The sequence below is a fragment of the Pseudalkalibacillus sp. A8 genome, assembly GCF_045920555.1.
GTDB lineage: Bacteria > Bacillota > Bacilli > Bacillales > Fictibacillaceae > Pseudalkalibacillus.
The window spans coordinates 5,762,553-5,780,000 of sequence record NZ_CP174509.1 but is presented as its reverse complement, the minus strand read 5'-3'; the positions used below and the strand labels follow the sequence as shown (position 1 = coordinate 5,780,000).

Below are 17,448 nucleotides of genomic sequence, written 5' to 3'. Positions count from 1 at the left end.
CTGTTGAAATTCAGGGGGGCTGCCAATGAATCAAATCCGATTTGGAACACCATTTTATCTTTTTATTATTGGACTACTTACATTCATACTATTACTCCCGAGTCTGATCGTCATCCCTTTTAAAAGTCATTTGGAACAAAGCGTGACACAAGGGAAGTTGGAAAAGGTGGAAAGCGATACGCCGATCGTTTTAAATTCGGAAGTAGATGTTTCTGTTTATAAGACGAATGCAAAAAAAATTGAAACATTACCTCTTGAGGAATATGTAAAAGGGGTCGTCGCTGCTGAAATGCCAGCAGATTTTGAAATTGAAGCATTGAAAGCGCAAGCGTTGACAGCGAGAACCTATATTATCAAAATGCTACTGAACCCAGCAGATATGAACCTTCCTGAGGGGGCAGATGTTACAGACGCTGTCATTCATCAAGTGTATAGAAATGACCAGGACTTGAAGAAGGTGTGGGGGAAGGATTACGATTGGAAAATTAAGAAAATCACGCAAGCAGTCAAAGAAACAGAAGGTAAAATCATCACGTATGACGGAAAACCGATCGATGCATTATTCTTTTCAACCAGCAATGGTTTTACGCAAAACTCTGAAGATTATTGGTCCAGTTCGTTTCCGTATTTACGAAGCGTCGAAAGTCCCTGGGATAAAGATTCACCGAAGTACTTTCATCAACAAGCCTTCCCAGTCGATGTCGTTGAAACGAAGCTGAATGTGAAATTGAGTGAGGAAGATGGGGAAGTCGGGAAAGTATTGAGCAGGACCAAAGGAAACTACATTGACCAGATCGAAATCAATGGGAAGAAGATGAGCGGAAAAGATATTCGAGTAGGCCTGAATCTGAAATCCTCTGATTTTACGATTCTAAGGAAAAATGATGAAGTAATCTTCCAAACTCGTGGATACGGGCATGGCGTCGGGATGAGCCAATATGGCGCGAACGGGATGGCCCAGGAAGGCAACAACTATAACGAAATCGTCAAACACTATTACAACGGTGTTGAAATAACCGACACCCAAGCCTACACAAGCAAACTCACCGCCACCAACTAAGTTCTGTGCCCGCTTCGATGCGAGCTTCGGTGCCTGGTACATTAAACTAGGATGCTGCTGTCAATTACGACAGTGGCATTTTTGTATGGTTTTTTACTCCTCTCACTTACAGCAACTTGTTACTTTCCCCTATTTGTCGAAATAATATTCAGAAAAAATTCACCGGAATGTATATATTTTGAAAAATGTGCCAACAATGTTGCTGAGGTGATGCAAAATGAGAGAAGAAGAAAAACAAAAAAATCCTCTTAAGGCAAAGTGGTACAAAAAGAAGCGTTGGGTTTATCCGGCAGTATATCTTGGGTTTGCAGCAGTAATTTTGGCATCTGTTCTTTGGTATCAAAATAGCATTGGTGAAAAACTTAATGAAGAATCAGATCCAATCGGTTTTGAAGACCAAGATTCAGTACCAGTAATGTCAGACTCCGAAGTTCTTAAGTCACCAGTTTCAGATGAAGTTACTGTTCAAAGAAAATTCTATGACAGTGAAGCATCTGAAGCAGATCAAGAAGCAGCTCTCGTATTCTATAATAATACCTACTTCCAGAATAAAGGACTCAACTATGCGACTGAGAGCGGTGAACCTTTTGATGTAATGGCAAGCTTGAGTGGTAAAGTTGTAGATGCTGGTCAAGATCCACTAGTAGGATACTTCGTCCATATCGAACACGATAACGGTGTTGTGACACACTACTCTAGCCTTGAAAACTTACAAGTCGAAAAAGGTGACACTGTTAAGCAAGGTGATGTTCTAGGTACAGCAGGTATGAGCCTTCTTGACAAAGAAGCACAAGTTCACGCGCACTTTGAAGTACGTAAGGATGGAGTAGCTGTTAACCCTGAAGATTACTTCAATAAAACAGTCACTGACATTCCTGCTCAAAAGCAAGAAGTCGACGAAACTCTTACTGATGAAGACGCAGCTGATGAAACAGATGTTGAAGCAGAAGAAGAGAACGCAAACCCATCAAGCGAAACCCAAACTGATGACGCTCAGCCACAAGAAAACTCTGTTGAGGATGAAGATCAATCCTGACGCTTAAACCACTTGAAGCGTCAAAAACAAATACAATACTAGACAAGCTCTGGAGAAACTCCAGAGCTTTTTTCTTTTGGAAGTGTATCTGAGATAGTGTACCAGGTACCAAAATAGAACCTAAGCGCCGTAAGGGATCTGAAAGTGTACCAGGCACCGATCTGGATTACTTCTCCGTCAAGACTTCGTGATCGGTGCCTGGTACGGAGTTTTTTCTAGGGGGAAAAGGGGAATGGAATGGACATCGAGAATTACTGTTTAGAGGTTAAGAAGGGAGAGTGTTCGTTCATGTATACAGGTAAGATTCCAAAGGATTTGGTAGCAACATTTTCAATTGTCGGTTTTGATCCGGAAACAGAAGAACTAGGTATCGCAGTACAGTCGAAGTTCATTGGTGTTGGATCTGTTGTTCCATGGGCGAAAGCGGGTGTCGGGGCAGTTGCAACACAGTCGTTCGCCAATACCTCTTACGGTCCGAAAGGTCTCGAATATATGCAGTCAGGAAAGTCTGCAGAAGAAACAATCAGGCTACTGACGGAAGATGATGAGGACCGGGAGCTCCGCCAGGTAGGAATAGTGGATGCAAAAGGGAATGCAGCTACGTTCACTGGAACGGACTGCTATGATTGGGCAGGCGGCCGGACCGGTAAACATTATGCTGCTCAAGGGAACATTCTCGTCAATAAACAAACAGTCGACCAAATGGGAGAGACGTTCGAGCGTACGGAAGGCACTCTGGCACATCGTCTTCTTACCGCCTTGAACGCAGGTCAGCATGCAGGCGGAGACAGTCGTGGCAAACAGTCAGCCGCTCTTTTGATCGTAAAAGACAAAGGGGGATATGGAGGCTTCAATGACAAGGCGATCGACCTTCGTGTTGATGACCACAAGGAACCGATCAAAGAATTGATCCGGATCCATGATCTGCATAAGCTTTATTTTTCACGATCGAAAGAAGAGAACATCGTTGAAGTAAAAGGAGACGTTTTCCATAAGTTAACGTTTGAGCTTGAACGCCTCGGCTATCTTGAAAGAAGCGACGAACATTCAGACGATGCGGTATTAGATGCCCTGCGGGTGCTTATCCATCAGGAGAATTTTGAAGAGAGGGAGCAGAAACGGGGCTACATCGATCTTGAAATTCTGGAATTCATGAAAAAGATACAATAGAACAAGAAAAAGCGGAGGGCTTCCACACCTTCCGCTCTTTTACTATATCAAGCTGTTACATTTTCCTCTAGCGCATAGACGCTGACCTTCACGTCAAGCTTCTGCACCCCTCCGTGATAGACCCCTTTCAATGGAACGATATCTGCATAATCACGTCCAACCGCGATACGGATATGCTGGTCTTTTACGAGTACGTTATTCGTAGGGTCGAATCCGATCCATCCAGCAGTCGGCAGCTTCACCTCAACCCAGGCGTGCGTAGCGGCATCCCCGCGCATTGCTGAATTTTCACCGATATACAAATACCCGCTTACATACCGTGCTGGAATTCCACGGGACCGGCATAACGCCAGCATCAGATGCGTATAGTCCTGGCATACCCCGACCTTGTTTTCCCAAGCTTCGAAAGCAGTCGTATTGACAGTCGTCGACCCAGGCGTATAAGTGAAGGTGTCGTAAATGTGCTTGTTCACCAGTTTTACAAATTCGAAAGGATCATTGCATTGCTTCCACAAAGGCTCTGTTATCTCCTTACAAACCTCATCAGGAAGAGTCGTATAATCCGTTTTCATTAAAAACTCGGCATATTGCTCTTTGAACCCTTGAGAAAAAAGAGCATCCTTCATTTGGGGACTGAACGAATAGGCTTCCTTGAAAGCATATGGATCGATCATCACTTCCGATGTCGTCACAAGCAGTAGTTCATCATGGTCCTCCCATGCATAAAATGTCTCCACGTGGTTCCCCCAATAGTCGTAATGAACATACGACGGAACGTTCGGGGTGATTTCCTTTTTAAAGGAGATGCATTCCTGTTTTACGTCATCCATCGGCTTCAAACGGAACTGATTGATGCTCTGGCTCACTGGTAGTTCGTATGTGTAGTGTGTATGCTGGGTGACCCTATATTTCATACGCCGACTTCTCCTAGGTAGTATGTTTTATTGATCAAACGGCCGAGTTGAAAACAATCGGATTGGAATCGCTGTAAAAATTGATGGATATCCTCTGTAATGACGTCGATGACCGACATCGTTTTAAAGTCCTGTCGCATCTGGGCGATCAATTGATGCAGGTCCTCTGAATAATGCTCGATTTTGCCGTTCTCAAGCTCTTGGAATACGTTGTAGACCTGCTCAAGGCAGTAATTGATCGAACGTGGAAAAGCCTCATCAAACAGCAGGAATTCGATTACGCGCTCACCAGTGATGAATGGATGGTGCTTTTTCAAATAAGCCTCATGCCCGCTCACCGATTGCAGAACGGCAAACCAGTGGCGGTACAGCGACGGATCATTATGCTCGGGATCCTCAGAACGGTAATAATAGATGTTCAGGATTCGTGATGTTTTTTCAGCTCGTTCAATGAACTTGGCCATTTTAATGAACAAATAGGCTTCATCAAATGACAATGTCGCTTCAACCATTCCCTGGAAAAGAGCAGACTGGCGGATGATCATCTGGTAAAAATCATCGATCGTGTCCACGGTCCAATTTTCATACTTGTATTGTTTGACTTCCCAATAAAAGGAATTCACCATTTCCCATAATTCTTGCGGAATGATTTCGCGGATTGCGCGTGCATCCTCTCGGGCTAGTTTTACACAATTTAAAATGGAGTTCGAGTTGTCGCTTGAAAACGACATGAAATCCATGACGGACCGGGCATCATATAGATCGTAGCGTTTTTCAAAACCCTCGTTCGCCCCGATGATGGAAATCAGTTCATCCCAGTGGTTTTCTTTATGTTCAATACTTCCGATCAACCGCACAGAAATAAGGCGGGCAGTGTTCTCTGCGCGCTCAATATTGCGTGACATCCAATATAGTGAATTTGAAACTCTGCTTAGCATGCTTGTCCCTCCTTAATCGGTCATGACCCACGTATCTTTTCCTCCGCCGCCCTGTGAAGAATTGACGACAAGCGAACCTTCTTTCATCGCAACCCTTGTCAGGCCGCCAGGGAATACATGCGGATGCTCCCCGTTTAAAACGAATGCACGGACGTCAATGTGGCAGCCGGAAAATTTTTCTCCTTTAAAAACAGGCAGCCTTGAAAGGTTGACCATCGGTTGTGCAATGTAGTTCGATGGATTTTTTTCGATCTGAACCCTGTAGTCCTCACGCTCTTGTTCTGTAGCATGGGGCCCGATCAAGAGGTTATAGCCGCCGGATCCGTCTGTCTGTTTAACGACAAGCTGATCGAGATTCTCCAAAACGTATTTGCGTTGTTCCTCATCACGTAAAAAGTAGGTCTCGACATTCCTGATGATCGGGGCTTCACCAAGGTAGTAGCGGATCATGTTCGGAACATAGTGATAGATTGCTTTGTCATCCGCCACACCGTTGCCGATACCATTGCTGATCGTCACATTCCCTGCACGATAAGCATCGAGGAGGCCTGCGACACCGAGCATGGAATCAGGGCGGAACTCGAGCGGGTCGAGGAAATCATCATCAATACGGCGATAGATCACATCTACACGTTTCAATCCTCTGGTTGTTTTCATGTATACAATACGGTCACGGACGAGCAGATCACGTCCTTCGACAAGCTCTATACCGAGCTGTTGGGCTATGAAACTATGGTCAAAATAAGCAGAGTTGTAAACTCCAGGTGTCAGGAGTACGATGTTCGGGTTTGAGACATTGTTCGGTGCGATGGAAGATAAGGCGTCGTGTATGTGAGTGAATTGGTTTTCGAGTGAAACGACATTATAGTCTTGGAAAAAGTCAGGGAAAACGTGTCGCATGACATAACGATTCTGGAATACATAGGATAGTCCGGATGGATTCCTGAGATTGTCCTCAAGCACGCGGAACTCTCCGTTTTCATCTTTGATCAAATCTATACCGGCCATAAAAATATGGTTTCTTCTTGGAACTTTGATATTTGTAACTTGGGGATAAAAGTTTTTACAGTTGACGACGAGTTCTCGAGGAATAAGACCATCTTTTAAAATCTGCTGGCTATTGTATACGTCGTCCAAGAATAGGTTGAGCGCTTTGACACGCTGAATGAGACCTTTTTCAAGTTGTTGCCATTCGTCCTTCGGTATGATGTTCGGAACGAAATCAAAAGGGATTGTTCGCTCGGCTCCTTGATCGTCGTTATAGACGGTGAAGGTGATGCCCTGTCTGAGGAAATTCTGCTGAGCAGCTTCATGCCGGGCTTGCAGTTCATCCTCGGGAAGGGTGGATAAACGATTATAGAGGGTTTGGTAATGAGCACGCGGCTTTCCTCTTTCCTGGAGCATTTCATCGAAGAATGACTCGGTTTCGTATGTTTTGAACATTCAATGTCCCCTCCCATTATTCTTTTTATTTAGGTATAAATATTTATTCGAAAATTCTAACATTTAAAGAATACACTATAGAAAACCCATTATCAAGGCAGTAAAAGCACTAATACTGTCGAAAGATGATGAATTATTGAAACTTTTAACACGAGAGCAAAAACCATGTATGAAAACCTCAAAAAATGGATGTTTTGTGTACCAGGCACCGATCACGAAGCCTTGTCGGAGAAGGGATCCAGATCGGTGTCAGGTACACTCTCGAAAGCCTTGCCCAGAGCGGGAATGAAATGGTACCTGGCACCGTCTCAAAACCGTTGGGCGACAAGGGTTGAATTTTCGTGCCAGGCACCAGAGAAGGCACCAACGAAGACACCATAAAAAATAATATTGAAGAAAATTTTCAAACTTTTTGTACATTTTGTGGGCTTGTCTGTGAGCGGTGGACATTGCACAGCAAGCGTTTCGAAAGGCCATTTCAAGAAAAAGTAAACAAATTCCCTTGTCCCACTTGACTTTTAGGTATATAACCACATGACTAATAATAAAATATTACAAAACGAACTTTAGGGGACCGCGATGAGAAGTCTAAGTAAAGCTGCGTGCGAGCTTAGCAGTCATTTTGTTCATAGGGGGAAGATGACAATTTAACATTTCGCAGCCTAGATATTGAAGTCTCATTTCGCACCTCTTACATCCAATTTAGGGAGGCGAGTGGTGTGCACGATTACATCAAAGAACGAACCATCAAGATAGGCAGGTATATCGTGGAGACAAGAAAAACCGTTCGAATGATAGCGAAGGAATTCGGTGTTTCGAAAAGTACTGTCCACAAAGATTTAACTGAACGATTACCTGAAATCAACCCGGAGCTGGCCAACAGTGTCAAAGAGATATTGGAGTACCATAAATCAGTACGACATCTCCGTGGTGGAGAAGCTACTCGGGAAAAATACAAAAAATCGACTGAAAAGGTAGTCAATTAATTTTTGGGTAGTGATTATGTACTATTTTTTGACAAATTTTGTCCCTATTCTACACAAAACTATGGTAAACTTATAAAATGGATGAACTACATAAATTTAACAAATCATACAACCAATAGAACCATTCTGGATTAGGGAGGATTTACCGCATGTTTTCTAGAGATGTAGGCATTGATTTGGGTACCGCTAACGTGCTCATTTATGTCAAGGGACGGGGGATTGTCCTCGACGAGCCATCAGTCGTTGCTATTGATATCCACCACGATCGTGTGTTAGAGGTGGGTGAAGCAGCTCGCAGAATGGTTGGGCGAACTCCTGGAAATATCGTTGCGACTAGACCGTTAAAAGATGGGGTGATCGCGGATTTCGAAATGACTGAAGCGATGCTGAAATATTTCTTGGATAAGATTAACGTGAGGGGGCTGATAGGCAAGCCAAGGATCTTAATCTGTACTCCAACGAATATTACGACCGTTGAACAAAAAGCAATCCGTGAAGCAGCTCAAAAGAGTGGAGCGAAACACGTATTCCTTGAAGAAGAGCCGAAGGTTGCCGCAATTGGTGCTGGTATGGATATTTTTCAACCATACGGGAACATGGTCGTTGACATAGGCGGTGGAACAACAGATGTTGCCGTTCTATCCATGGGCGATATCGTCACCGCCTCTTCGATTAAAATGGCGGGGGACAAGCTCGACCAGGACATTCTTCAATACATAAAACAGAAGTACAAGCTTTTGATCGGTGAACGAACATCCGAAAGTATCAAGATACAGGTAGCGACGGTCTTTCCAGGAGCTCGTGATGAAGAAATGGAGATTCGTGGTCGTGACATGGTAAGCGGTTTGCCACGTAACATCACGATCCGATCTTCAGAAATTGAGGAAGCATTGAACGAATCTGTCCATTCTATTTTGATGGCTGCGAAAAGCGTTTTGGAAAAAACACCTCCTGAACTTTCAGCTGATATCATCGACCGCGGTATCATCCTTACTGGCGGGGGAGCTCTGTTACACGGAATCGATCAACTTTTTGCCGAAGAATTGAAGGTTCCGGTCCACATAGCAGATGATCCGATGACATGCGTAGCACGTGGAACTGGTTTGATGCTTGAACATATCGACAAGTTACCGAAGCAAAAAACGTCTTGAAAGAGCGACTGAATCTATTAAACACAACTAGCAATCGTCTTTTACTAGTTTTTAAAAGGACAAGCTTCATACAGACACTTGGCCAAGTTATTTTTACATAAAAATAAAGGAGGAGAGCATCATGTTTCGAGGTTTTTACACAGCGGCTTCCGGAATGATTTCTCAGCAAAGACGTCAAGATCTGTTGACGAATAATCTATCAAATGCGAATACGCCCGGCTTTAAAGCGGATCAGGCATCGTTCGAGCATTTCCGCAATTGCTGTTGAGTCGTCTTGGAGAAACGAATCTCGCAGGGAATTCTATTCCTGCCAGCAAGCAGGTCGGTACGCTTGCGACAGCAGTATATATGCAAGAGACGATGCCGAACTTTACCTCCAAGAGACTGGACACAATCTCGATGTTGCTCTTCTTCAAGGGGCTGTTCCGATTGATGAAGAAACCGGCACCGAGAGCGCTTTGTTTTTTACAGTTGAAAATGAAGAGGGCGCCACACAATTAACACGTAACGGGAATTTTTCACTAGACACGAATGGAAATCTCGTAACGAGTACCGGTGGCTTCGTACTAGATACGAATGGGAACCGGATTCAAGTAGAAGGATCTGATTTTACGATGGATTCCAATGGGATGATTCCAGAGCTCGGCGTACAAGTGAATGTCGCGCTTGTAGAAAATCCGAACCTACTTGAAAAAGCGGGGAACGGACTTTTTGTAGTTGGGAATGAAGATACAATCATCCCTGCAGAAGGGAATCCTGAAGTTTCCTATCAGTTGAAACAAGGATTTGTCGAACGCTCCAACGTGGATGTTGAACAGACGATGGTAGAAATGATGAATGCTTATCGAACATTCGAAGCCAATCAGAAGGTTTTACAAGCTTACGACCGGACGATGGAAAAAGCATCGAATGAAATTGGTAGACTAGGTTGATCTGAATTTTAAAAGACTCGCTTCAATAGGATGGATTTCAGGAGGTAGAATGATGAATCGATCGATGATTACGGCTTCTGTATCGATAGGACAGCTGCAACGGCAGTTAGACACGATTTCAAATAACCTTTCGAATAGTAATACATATGGATTTAAGAGACGCAATGTACAATTTTCTGATTTACTAGTCCAAGAGATAAACAACCAGCCGAACCAGAGAGCTGAGATGGGCCGTTTGACACCGGATGGAATTCGTCTTGGAAGTGGATCACGAGTTTCTGGGACCGTCCTTCGATTAGAGCAAGGCAGTGTTCTCGAAACGGGTAGAACCCTGGATGTTGCCTTATTAAATCCGAACGTTATGTTTCAAATTTCGAAAACACTTGAAAATAATGTCGAAATCATTGAATATACAAGGGAAGGGTCTTTTTACTTGAATCCAGTAGAAGGAAACCCTGATCAATTACAACTTACTGCTGCGAATGGGGATCGTGTGATGGGTGAAAACGGTCCGATTGAGATACCGGCAGGATTTGAATCGATTTCGATCAATGGAAATGGGACGATTGGAGTCACGATGCCGGATCGGACGGTTGTAAATGCTTGCCGATTGGCTTTGGCCGAAATTGTACGGCCTCAGCTATTAGAGGCGTATGGAGAAAACCGTTTTAGACTTGGTCCTGATACGCCGGTTGGACAAGCTGTTGCACTAGTGGAGCAAATGAAAGACTTGATCCAGCAAGGTGCGTTGGAGCAATCCAATGTCAATGTCGCTCAGGAAATGACAGAACTTTTAACTACACAACGTTCCTACCAGGTGAATGCCAGAGCCGTAACGATGGCTGATCAGATGATGGGACTAGTGAATACCATTCGTTAAGCAGGATTAATGGGGAGTTAACATGATTCAAAAAAATACAGAAGCCAAAAATGAACGATCTTCTTTAAGAGAAGCATTTAAGACGAGTAAAAATAAATTAATAAGAAAATACTTGAAGAAGAACGAGGAAAGCTCGCCTTCTTCACAGGAAGAGCGTAAACAACAGAGAGTACGGTCAGATAAGCTTCAGGAACGCATTGTGCCGATCTGGCTACGGTTGATCATTGTTGTTCTCTTGTTCGCGCTTTGCCTTGCGGGAGGACTAGCTGTAGGGTATGGAGTAGTCGGAGACGGAGAAATGATGGACGTCTTCAAAAAAGACACATGGCAGCACATCGTCGATATTGTCAAAAAAGACGCATGAATGAAATCTGAATAAGAACCTTGCATGGAAGCCCTTTAGGAGGTTTACCCTCCAAAGGGCTTTTGAATTTCATGTAAAATTTGTGGAATAACTCAGTACTCAAAATACGCAATAAATTCTGAAATCGGCTCATAAATTCTGAAATCGGCTCATAAACAACCTCAGAGTGTGATTCGCAAACGATCAGTCGGAAACTGATAAATATCATTTACCAAATTTATCTATTTAGCGGTATAATGATGGTAAGTTTCCTCTATTTTCGACACCTATAAGAAATAATCCCCATTCACTAGCTGATAAATCAAACTGAACAAATTCTTTTAAGGAGTGACGTTATGCCTCGAAAGCTAAGGGTATGGTATCCCGGAGCGGAGTATCATATCACCTCGCGTGGAAATCGCAAGACCCCTCTCTTTTACGACAATCAAGACCGCCTGAAGTACATGAAAATTCTCGGCGAAGCCCGATCAGAATTCACCTTCGACCTCTACTCCTACTGCCTGATGACCAATCACATCCACCTTCAATTAAAAACCCACTTTTCAGCACCCGATCAAATCATAAGAAAGATCCATCATCGTTATGCGCTCTATTTCAATAAGAAATATGAATTCGTCGGCCATGTTTTCCAAGGACGTTATGGTGCTAAACTGATCGATTCGCCGAACTATCAAATGGACGTCAGCAAATACATCCACTTCAACCCAGTGAATGCCGATCTAGCAACAACACCAAGCGCGTATGAATGGAGCAGCTACCGGACATATGTTGATTTCCACAGACTCCCCAACGTAAATCCTTATCCCGTGCTCTCTTATTTTCCCTATCCCCAAAATATCGAGTACCAGAAATTCGTAGAAAACGATCCAACTGCATCCATAACAGGCGATGAGCTGGAAAAATCCCTGGAATCCTTCCTTTAGCCAGGATTTATTTTTCAAAGCTGTTTTGTGCTATGATAGGAAAAAAGAAAGCAATACATAGGAGGATTTACATATGTTGAACATCGATGAAATCAAGGAAATCATTCCACACCGTCACCCGGTTTTACTAGTGGACAAAATTCTTGAAGTTGAAGAAGGTAAACATGCAACCGGGATTAAAAATGTGACCGCAAATGAAGACTTTTTCAATGGACATTTCCCTGAATATCCTGTCATGCCGGGTGTTTTGATCGTAGAGGCACTTGCTCAGGTGGGAGCGGTTGCCCTTCTAAAAAAAGAAGAAAATCGTGGACGTCTGGCCTTTTTTGCAGGTATCGACAAATGCCGTTTTAAAAGACAAGTACGCCCGGGAGATCAATTACGCCTTGAAGTGGAATTGACGCGAGTCCGTGGTTCGATGGGGAAAGGACAGGCTGTTGCAACCGTCGATGGTGAGGTCGCTTGTGAAGCTGAAATCATGTTCGCGTTAGGTGAAAAGAAAGAATAGATAGCTATTATAAGGGGAGATTTGCTGATGAAAATTTGGGACATTTCTCAACCGCTGAAGGAGGGAGTGCCAACATGGCCTGGCGATACTCCCTTTTCTTTTAAATTGAACTGGACGAAAGAAGAGACTGGATCCGTGAACGTCGGAAGTCTGACGTTGAGTACCCATACAGGAACACATGTAGATGCACCGTTTCATTTTGACAATGATGGTAAAAAGATGCTGGATCTCCAGCCGGAGCTTTACGTTGGCGATACACTCGTCGTCCATCTAGAAGACCGTGATTCGATAAAACCTGAGGATCTGGAATGTTATGATTTAAGTAAAGTAGAGCGATTGCTTATAAAAACCGGATCCTGGACAGACCGAAGTAAGTTTCCGGAATCGATCACCTACCTTTCAGAAGAACTTGCGCCATTTTTAAAAGAAAAAGGCATCCGTCTGATTGGAGTGGATGTTCCTTCCGTCGACCAGGTAGATTCAAAGGATTTGGCTGCACATCATGGTTTACTAAACAACGACATTCATATCCTTGAAAGTGTCATTCTGGATGATGTCGAGGAAGGCGTCTATGAACTGATCGCATTGCCATTGCCGCTAACTGAATCCGATGCCAGCCCGGTCAGAGCCATTTTACGAAGATGATTGTTAAGTGAATGTTAGTGCGGTGTTAAAATCGTTAGGAATGTTTATGCATTCAGTAAAATTACCCAATTTTAACGGAAAATGCTCTATATTGTAAGTAGCTGGTACACAGCCAGCAAAAAAACTTGCGATACAAGGAGTGGTTACCGTGAAAAAAAGCTTTCTCGCTAAACTTGGCTCTGCATTATTCGCAATTATGTTAATAACAGCATGTAACGGAACGGAAGAAGAACCAACGGAACCAACTAATGGGGAACCAACTAATGAAGAACCAACTAATGGAGAACCAACCGAAGAAGAAACGAACACTGAAGAAAGTGGTGAAGGCGAATCTTCTGAAAACGGTTCTTGATTTTAAACTGAAACCGTAGGCACACTGTCCTACCTCCCTACCCTCATTTATGAGCTGCCCAATGCAGCTCTATTTTTTTGTTTTTGAATGCTGTACAATGGATGCTGTACCAGGCACGACAGTTTACCCCTTGCTGCAACTGGGTTTGTGAGAAGTACCAGGCACCGATCAGGAAGTCAGTATTCCCAAGGGGTCTGAATCGGTACCTGGCACCGAGCATTATAAAGAGGATAAATCAATATCCATAAGGCTGGCTTTTTATATTTTAAAAGATACTTTTGACTTATATGTTGGGGATTGCTAATTTTTAAATTAAAAGGAGGCGGTTCTATGAGTAGTGTTCATGATTTTTCGGCCAAGACGATTACAGGAGAAGATAAGAAATTAGCGGATTATAAAGGGAAAGTGCTGATGATTGTCAATACGGCAAGCAAATGCGGTTTCACCCCCCAGTATGAGGGGTTGCAGAAACTGTACGATACTTATAAGGACCAGGGTTTCGAAGTACTGGGCTTTCCCAGCAACCAATTCATGAATCAGGAACCCGGATCAGAACAAGACATTCAAGAGTTCTGTCAAGTCAATTATGGGGTAAGCTTTCCCATGTTCAGTAAAGTGGATGTCAAAGGCAAAGATGCCCATCCTCTATTCAAACACCTGGTAAAGGAAGCACCTGGTTTGCTTTCTAATCAGGTAAAATGGAACTTCACCAAGTTTCTCGTCGATCAAGAGGGTAGAGTAATCAATAGGTACGCCCCTAAAACCAACCCCGAAAATATGGAAGAAGACGTTCAAAAATTGCTGAGCCGGTAATATGGTGTTGGACGAGTCCTTACTCGTCCTTTTTATCTCCAGTATAGGCTTCGCATAGGATTACAAAGTAAGATTCGACTACTCAAATTAATTCCTGAATCTTTCAGTAATGAAAGCGTTAACATAATGATTCAGGCCTTTAAGACTAGTCTATAAATCCTAAACATAAAAGAATCACCGATTAACTGTGTTATGTGATATAAAAGTACTATAAATCATCTGGAAAAACGGGTATATTTTACTTGGAAAATCTTGTCGAATTCTTGTATCCTACAAGTAATGAAAAGTGGATAAAGGCAAAGCTATCGAAAGGTAGTGACGCAAAGCTAAAGGGACTAACGGTTTTACCTATGTCAGCCAGTTGCCTAGGACCAGTAACACATACATATATTGGTACCCCAAGAGGGTCCTATGGCATATTCCTGGGTTGAAAGCTTCTTACAGCCTTGGCAATCTGCTTTTTTTTTATGAATAAAGGACAGAGGGGAATGAAAGACATGCTAAAAAAATGGATCGCAACGATCAGCGCAGCTTCACTTTTACTATTTGGAGCTTCACCTGGTGCGTTTGCAAACACGGATGAAGCTACACCAACGGTAGATGTGTCCGATGAAACATCTACAGAGCAAGAAACTACAAACGAAGAAGAGAATACAACTAAAGAAAATACTGAAGAAAGTACCGAAGAGGAATCTTCAGAAGATGGTACTGAAGAAGAGTCTACTAATGAAGAAATATTAGAAGAGGAACCTACTGAAGAAGTAGAGGAACCATCCTTATTACCAGGGTACTTTTTCTATTTTGTTAAAAAGATGGTCGAGAATGTTCGTCTAGCTGTTACTTTTGCTGAGTATGAAGAGGCAAAAATTTTAGCGGATATCGCAGCTACTCGTATCGCTGAGGCAAATGCACTTTTTGCTGCAGGTGAAGATGAATTGGCTCAAGAGACGCTTGAGGAAGCCTTGAAAGCTCAAGAAGCTGCAATGGAGAAATCTGAAGAAGTAGAGTCTTCAGAAGAAACTGGTGAAGAATCTACTGAAGATGAAGAAGGTACAGAAAACGAGGGAACTACTGAAGAAGGAACTGGGGATGAAGACAGTTCTGAAGAAGACGAGCTTCAGGTAAAATTATCACAAAACATCGATGCATTACTCGGAGCGCTCATAAATGTACCAAACCCTAATGCTCAAGATGCCTTAATGAGAAATGTTCAGAGAGCCTTTGTAAAACTAGATGATAAGATTGCCAAGCTAGAAGAAAAAAATAGTGAAGACCTCGTTCAAGAAGAAGAAGCTAAAGAAGAAACCGAGGCTCCTGAAGGAGAAGAAACTGAAGGAACTGAAGAAACTAACACTGAAATTGAGGAACAACATAAAAAAGCAGAAAAAGCTGAAGAAAAAGCAGAAAAACGACTTGCAAAAGCGGAAGAAAAGGCCGGAAAAGCTCAAGAAAAGCGTGAAAAAGCCAACGAAGACCGAGGAAAAGCCATGCAAGATCGTGACGGTGATAAAAATCGTAAAAACGATAAGCAAGGCAATGAACGCGGAAACAAAGGCAACGGTAAAGAAAATGGAAAAGGCAATGGCAAAGGTAACGGTAATGGAAATGGGAACGGAAACGGCAGAAACTAACATCGGCTACCCTAAGGAGACCTCCACGCACTCAGCGGAGGTCTCTTTCTTTGTTACGGTGGCAGGCACTAATTACAACCTCAACAGTGCCAAGGGCTCTAAAAAGTACCTGGTACAAATATTTTTTATACTGATATTCCATTGCCGGATAGGGGTGGGCGTATGCTTGTCTGTTTTAGGAATGTTACTTTGACTCGTTTGGATTTTAATAAGTATGGGACCCAGATCAAGCATGAAATCAACGAACCGATTTGTTGTCTGTAGGATTGATTTTTAATGTAAGCAAGCATTTCTTCCGAGATAGGGAGTGAGCTGAAAATCCAGTTCGTCACGAAACCATCGGCGAGTGAATAAATGGTCACACCGACCAGAAAGTAAATCATAAACTTCGGAAACGACGGGCTTCTTTGGAACAATAGCCACAATGCGATCAATGATAAGATTATGATTACATAATCAACAGCTGCGCCGATAAAAAAAGTGGGGGCAAACCATGCGTGATACATCCCGTTACCTGGTTCAGTCAACAAACTCCATGCCGGCGTATCATAAACGGTTACGTAACTCTGATAAAGAGCATAGAGGCGAATGATCGGGACTAATAAAAGACCTGCGACAATCAAAATCAACCATCCAGCGATCCCTTCGAGTTTAGATCCCATAATGATCTCCTTTCGATTCCTAAATCTACTTTTTAATACCCTGAAACCAGCCAAGAGAAACTGGAGCATACGACCCAAATTTCAGCTTCTTTTAAACACTTCATATTTCCCTGAATCTTCAAACCCCAACTTTCGTAAAATCGGTTCTGAAGTGCCTTTCCGAGCTTGAGTGACGAGCCAGTTACTTCCGTATGAACTCGCAAGCTCCATTCGTTTTGATAAAAGAGCATGGTAAATGCCTTGCTTCCGGTACTCAGCTAAAACTCCGGTCCCTGCAAGATACATAGCCTCGCCATCCGTGCTGAACCGATATCCGGCATATCCCACTGCACGTGTGCCATCCATGACAATCAAAAAACCGCCCCTGCATTTAGGATCCCTCAAGTATTCAAGCCTTTGCCGGACCAACGTTTCTTTTGTCGCGTCATCATATCCCCAGATTTTTGCGGCTACATCTACAAAATGCCTGACATCCTGTTCATCAACTACACTTCCCACCGCATACGGCATCTCAACTTTTTCCCATCGGTCAACTACTTTGACGAGCCCATAATAAGTGTCCTCATATTCAAGCCCCAACGACTGAACTTTCAAAACCAGATCCTCAGGTGCTGAATCAGGTCCAACCCACCAGGAGAAAGGATTCTCATCATAAAAGTGCTCGATTTCCCTGGATAATGCCAAGAATTCTTCCACAGATTCTACTTTTACTTTTACAACTTTGTTGGATAAAATACTTGAAGAGCCTTTCGTCCTATACATCATTAGCTCCGGCCGTTCCACATACTCAACATTGTCCGGGATACTTTCGTAATCCCACATTACCCCGGGCACATATTTCCACAATTGATCCATTGGTGTTTTAAGCCTCTTTTCTCTCTAATAAAAGCCATTTCGTCCCATGACGTAAAAATCCTGCAACTTAATCTTTACAAATGAGGAAGATTAGTGTCAACCTAACTTTTTACATAAATTGTAAATGAAACTATAGTCACTTTCCCCCCATTATCGGCGAACTGATAAATGTAATGACGTTAGGG

At 43.1% G+C, this 17,448-nt stretch carries 18 protein-coding genes, 1 pseudogene and 1 riboswitch; of the genes and pseudogenes, 14 read left to right on the top strand and 5 right to left on the bottom strand.

The genetic code is table 11. The annotated features are described in order from the left end of the window. The first annotated feature begins 25 nt into the window (after positions 1–25). The 3 genes from spoIID (at position 26) to ACJROX_RS28815 (ending at position 3,266) form a co-directional block, all read left to right on the top strand. Positions 26–1,060 carry a stage II sporulation protein D gene (gene spoIID, locus ACJROX_RS28825; protein ID WP_408008599.1) on the top strand — a complete coding sequence of 345 codons (1,035 nt, stop codon included), beginning with the start codon at positions 26–28 and terminating at the stop codon, positions 1,058–1,060. A 217-nt stretch (positions 1,061–1,277) separates the two neighbouring features. Further along, the gene (locus ACJROX_RS28820; protein ID WP_408008598.1) at positions 1,278–2,096 is read left to right on the top strand and encodes a peptidoglycan DD-metalloendopeptidase family protein; all 819 of its coding nucleotides are present in this window, start codon (positions 1,278–1,280) and stop codon (positions 2,094–2,096) included. 288 nt (positions 2,097–2,384) lie between these two features. Then, the gene (locus ACJROX_RS28815) at positions 2,385–3,266 is read left to right on the top strand and encodes a DUF1028 domain-containing protein (protein WP_408011821.1); all 882 of its coding nucleotides are present in this window, start codon (positions 2,385–2,387) and stop codon (positions 3,264–3,266) included. 47 nt (positions 3,267–3,313) lie between these two features. Here ACJROX_RS28815 and ACJROX_RS28810 read toward each other — a convergent pair whose 3' ends face one another. The 3 genes from ACJROX_RS28810 to ACJROX_RS28800 are packed head-to-tail and all read right to left on the bottom strand — an operon-like array spanning position 3,314 to position 6,561. Continuing rightward, positions 3,314–4,180 carry a transglutaminase domain-containing protein gene (locus ACJROX_RS28810; protein WP_408008597.1) on the bottom strand — a complete coding sequence of 289 codons (867 nt, stop codon included), beginning with the start codon at positions 4,178–4,180 and terminating at the stop codon, positions 3,314–3,316. Next, the gene (locus ACJROX_RS28805) at positions 4,177–5,118 is read right to left on the bottom strand and encodes an alpha-E domain-containing protein (RefSeq protein ID WP_408008596.1); all 942 of its coding nucleotides are present in this window, start codon (positions 5,116–5,118) and stop codon (positions 4,177–4,179) included. Before ACJROX_RS28805 ends, ACJROX_RS28810 begins: the two co-directional genes overlap by 4 nt. 12 nt (positions 5,119–5,130) lie before the next feature. Then, positions 5,131–6,561, bottom strand: coding sequence for a circularly permuted type 2 ATP-grasp protein (locus tag ACJROX_RS28800; protein ID WP_408008595.1), 1,431 nt, complete (start codon positions 6,559–6,561; stop codon positions 5,131–5,133). Between the two features lie 719 nt (positions 6,562–7,280). Between ACJROX_RS28800 and spoIIID the strand changes: the two genes are divergently transcribed. From spoIIID to ACJROX_RS28745, 11 genes and pseudogenes are all read left to right on the top strand, one after another. Further along, on the top strand, positions 7,281–7,547 hold the full coding sequence (gene spoIIID, locus ACJROX_RS28795; RefSeq protein ID WP_221567262.1) for a sporulation transcriptional regulator SpoIIID: 267 nt from the start codon (positions 7,281–7,283) through the stop codon (positions 7,545–7,547). A gap of 149 nt (positions 7,548–7,696) precedes the next feature. Continuing rightward, positions 7,697–8,698, top strand: a complete 1,002-nt coding sequence (locus tag ACJROX_RS28790; RefSeq protein WP_408008594.1) for a rod shape-determining protein — start codon at positions 7,697–7,699, stop codon at positions 8,696–8,698. Positions 8,699–8,819: 121 nt separating this feature from the next. After that, positions 8,820–9,630 (top strand): annotated as a pseudogene (locus tag ACJROX_RS28785) (flagellar hook-basal body protein). 52 nt (positions 9,631–9,682) lie between these two features. After that, the gene (locus ACJROX_RS28780; protein WP_408008593.1) at positions 9,683–10,510 is read left to right on the top strand and encodes a flagellar hook-basal body protein; all 828 of its coding nucleotides are present in this window, start codon (positions 9,683–9,685) and stop codon (positions 10,508–10,510) included. Positions 10,511–10,532: 22 nt separating this feature from the next. Then, on the top strand, positions 10,533–10,874 hold the full coding sequence (locus tag ACJROX_RS28775; protein WP_408008592.1) for a DNA-directed RNA polymerase subunit beta: 342 nt from the start codon (positions 10,533–10,535) through the stop codon (positions 10,872–10,874). A 335-nt stretch (positions 10,875–11,209) separates the two neighbouring features. Further along, positions 11,210–11,797, top strand: a complete 588-nt coding sequence (locus ACJROX_RS28770) for a transposase (protein ID WP_408008591.1) — start codon at positions 11,210–11,212, stop codon at positions 11,795–11,797. Between the two features lie 73 nt (positions 11,798–11,870). Beyond that, entirely contained in the window at positions 11,871–12,305 is a 435-nt protein-coding gene (gene fabZ, locus ACJROX_RS28765) for a 3-hydroxyacyl-ACP dehydratase FabZ (protein ID WP_225064807.1), read from the top strand. A gap of 27 nt (positions 12,306–12,332) precedes the next feature. Then, on the top strand, positions 12,333–12,950 hold the full coding sequence (kynB, locus tag ACJROX_RS28760) for an arylformamidase (protein WP_408008589.1): 618 nt from the start codon (positions 12,333–12,335) through the stop codon (positions 12,948–12,950). Between the two features lie 148 nt (positions 12,951–13,098). Continuing rightward, positions 13,099–13,302, top strand: a complete 204-nt coding sequence (locus ACJROX_RS28755; RefSeq protein WP_408008588.1) for a hypothetical protein — start codon at positions 13,099–13,101, stop codon at positions 13,300–13,302. 330 nt (positions 13,303–13,632) lie between these two features. Further along, positions 13,633–14,115 carry a glutathione peroxidase gene (locus tag ACJROX_RS28750; protein ID WP_408008587.1) on the top strand — a complete coding sequence of 161 codons (483 nt, stop codon included), beginning with the start codon at positions 13,633–13,635 and terminating at the stop codon, positions 14,113–14,115. A 285-nt stretch (positions 14,116–14,400) separates the two neighbouring features. Further along, positions 14,401–14,484: riboswitch (cyclic di-GMP riboswitch) on the top strand. Between the two features lie 128 nt (positions 14,485–14,612). Then, positions 14,613–15,746 (top strand): DUF5667 domain-containing protein, encoded by a 1,134-nt coding sequence (locus ACJROX_RS28745; protein ID WP_408008586.1) that lies wholly within the window; start codon positions 14,613–14,615, stop codon positions 15,744–15,746. A gap of 125 nt (positions 15,747–15,871) precedes the next feature. Here ACJROX_RS28745 and ACJROX_RS28740 read toward each other — a convergent pair whose 3' ends face one another. Together ACJROX_RS28740 and ACJROX_RS28735 are read right to left on the bottom strand one after the other, a co-directional pair. After that, complete coding sequence (locus tag ACJROX_RS28740; protein ID WP_408008585.1) at positions 15,872–16,408, bottom strand: DUF2569 domain-containing protein; 537 nt, start codon at positions 16,406–16,408, stop codon at positions 15,872–15,874. An 81-nt stretch (positions 16,409–16,489) separates the two neighbouring features. Continuing rightward, a complete protein-coding gene (locus ACJROX_RS28735) occupies positions 16,490–17,263 on the bottom strand; it encodes a GNAT family N-acetyltransferase (protein ID WP_408008584.1) in 774 nt (257 codons plus the stop codon). Between the last annotated feature and the right edge of the window lie 185 nt (positions 17,264–17,448).